Source organism: Kineococcus indalonis (assembly GCF_009906395.1).
Lineage (GTDB): Bacteria > Actinomycetota > Actinomycetes > Actinomycetales > Kineococcaceae > Kineococcus > Kineococcus indalonis.
Map to the genome: position 1 here is coordinate 1 of NZ_JAAALM010000616.1, position 2,114 is coordinate 2,114.

General features: G+C 72.9%; 2 protein-coding genes. Both read right to left on the minus strand.

Translation table 11 applies throughout. From position 1 onward, the window contains the following. Nucleotides 1–86 precede the first annotated feature (86 nt). Nucleotides 87–1,064 carry a 3-hydroxyacyl-CoA dehydrogenase family protein gene (locus GTR00_RS19560; protein ID WP_166613223.1) on the minus strand — a complete coding sequence of 326 codons (978 nt, stop codon included), beginning with the start codon at nucleotides 1,062–1,064 and terminating at the stop codon, nucleotides 87–89. Between the two features lie 65 nt (nucleotides 1,065–1,129). Continuing rightward, nucleotides 1,130–1,924 (minus strand): triose-phosphate isomerase family protein, encoded by a 795-nt coding sequence (locus tag GTR00_RS19565; RefSeq protein WP_166613224.1) that lies wholly within the window; start codon nucleotides 1,922–1,924, stop codon nucleotides 1,130–1,132. Nucleotides 1,925–2,114 lie beyond the last annotated feature (190 nt).

Genomic DNA, 2,114 nt, shown 5'->3' on the forward strand with positions numbered 1-2,114 from the left:
GGGGCGCGGGTGCGGGCGCTCACCGGCGGCGCGCCGACCGCCCCGGGCGCGGTGCGCCCGGGGCGGTCGGAGGGGTGAGGGGGTCCTCAGTCGGCCAGCGGGGAGGGCCCGAGGTCCTCGAGCAGCTCGGCCATCTTCTTGTAGGCCTTGTTGCGGTAGTCGATGAGGGCGGCCAGCTTCTCCGGCTCCAGCTCCAGGAACCCGGAGCCGGTCTTGGTGCCGTACTTGCCCTGCGCGACCAGGTCCAGCAGGTTCTGCGGCGCCGACATGCGCTCGCCGAAGTGGTCCTCCAGGACCTTGAAGCCCTTGGCGTACACGTCCAGGCCGGCCATGTCGGCGATGGCGAAGGGCCCGAAGAACGGCAGGCGGAAGCCGAAGGTGGTGGAGACGATGGTGTCGACGTCGGCGGGGGTCGCCACGCCCTCCTCCACGACCGTCATGGCCTCCTTCAGCAGCACGTACTGCAGGCGGTTGAGGACGAAGCCGGGCACGTCCTTGACCTGCGCGCCCTTGCGGCCGGCGCGGGTGAGCAGGTCGTCGATGAGCGGCAGCACGGCCGGGTCGGTCGCCTCGCCCGTGACCAGCTCCACGCCCGGGATGAACGGCGCGGGGTTGGAGAAGTGCACGGTGAGGAACAGCGAGGCGTCCTCGAAGGCCTCGGCGAGCACCTTCACCGGGATGGTGGAGGTGTTGGTGCCGATGATCGTGCCGGGGGTGACGGCCTTCTCGACGCGCGAGAGCACGTCCTTCTTGACGGCCGGGTCCTCGAAGACGGCCTCCTCGACGAAGTGCACGTCGGCCACGGCCTCCTCGATGGAGTCGGCCGGGTGGAACTTCTCCTTCAGCACCTCGGTGCTGCCGGGGGCGAACAGGCCCTGCGCCTCGAAGAGCTCGGACTCCTTCAGCAGGCGCTCGTAGTTGCGCTGCGTCGACTCCTTGTCGGCGTCGGCCAGCCAGACGTCGTTGCCGGCCAGCGCCAGCGACTGGGCGATGCCGCCGCCCATGTAGCCGGTGCCGATCTGGGCGACGCGGGTGATCTTCTCGGTGCGGGGTGCGGTGGGCACGGGGTTCTCCGGTGGTCGGTGGCGGGTGGCCGCAGGGGCCGCGCCGTCCCCCGCCCGGGGCGGGGTCAGGCGCGGTCGCCGGCCTGCGGGCCGGGGAGGTGGTCGGCGGTGCCGCGCAGCTCGGCGATCTCGTGGACCACCGCGCGGAAGTTGGCGACGTCGTGGGCGAAGCGCCCCAGGAACAGGCCGTCGACGCCGTCGGCGACCTGGGTGAACAGGCCCGGGCCGGCGCTGCCGCCGTACAGGATCCGGGTCAGCCCGCTGCGGTGGGCGAGGGCCTCGCGCAGGCGGGTGGTGACGCCGACGACGTGCTCCGGCGGAGCCGGCTCGGTCTGCCCGATCGCCCAGTTCGGCTCGTAGCCGATGGCGACCTCGGCGTCGGCGGGGACGTCCTCGAGCGCCGCGAGCACCTGCGAGATCGTGGTGCGGGCGGCGTCCTCGACGTCGATGCGCACGTTCTCGCCGATGCAGACCAGCGGCACGAGGCCGTTGCGGGCGGCCGCGGCCGCCTTGCGGGCGGTGACGATGTCGTCCTCGGCGAACATGCGCCGGCGCTCCGCGTGGCCGATCTCCACGAAGCGCACCCCCGCCTCGCGCAGCGCGGCGGGGGAGACCTCGCCCGTCAGCGCCCCGAAGTCCTCCCACGAGGCGTCCTGCGCGCCCACGGCCACGGGTGTGCCGCGCAGCAGGTCCACGGCCGTGGTGATGTTGAGGAAGTCGGGGATGACGAACGCGTCCACGCCGCTCGCCGCGACGTCCGGGCCCAGGGCCGCGACGTCGGCGAGGTAGCTGCGCGTGCGGGCCAGCGAGAAGTACATCTTGAGGCTGACGCCGACGAGCGGGCGTGGACGGCTGGTCATGGTGCTTCGGTCTCCGCGGGGTGAGGGTGCTGGCTCGGTCGAGGCGACCGTACCGGCCGGGCGTCAGCTCAGGGCGCTGGCGTCCTTGTCGGCGTCGGTCTCGTAGCCGCAGATCGCGTCGACCTTGGCGGCCGAGGCGCTGGCGGGGTCGAAGACGTAGCCGAGGAACTCCTTGGCCAGGCGGCGGGCC

Coding starts and splice junctions, on each gene's coding strand:
- GTR00_RS19565 (WP_166613224.1), bottom strand. CDS start 1,924: ATGACCAGCCGTCCACGCCCGCTCGTCGGCGTCAGCCTCAAGATGTAC.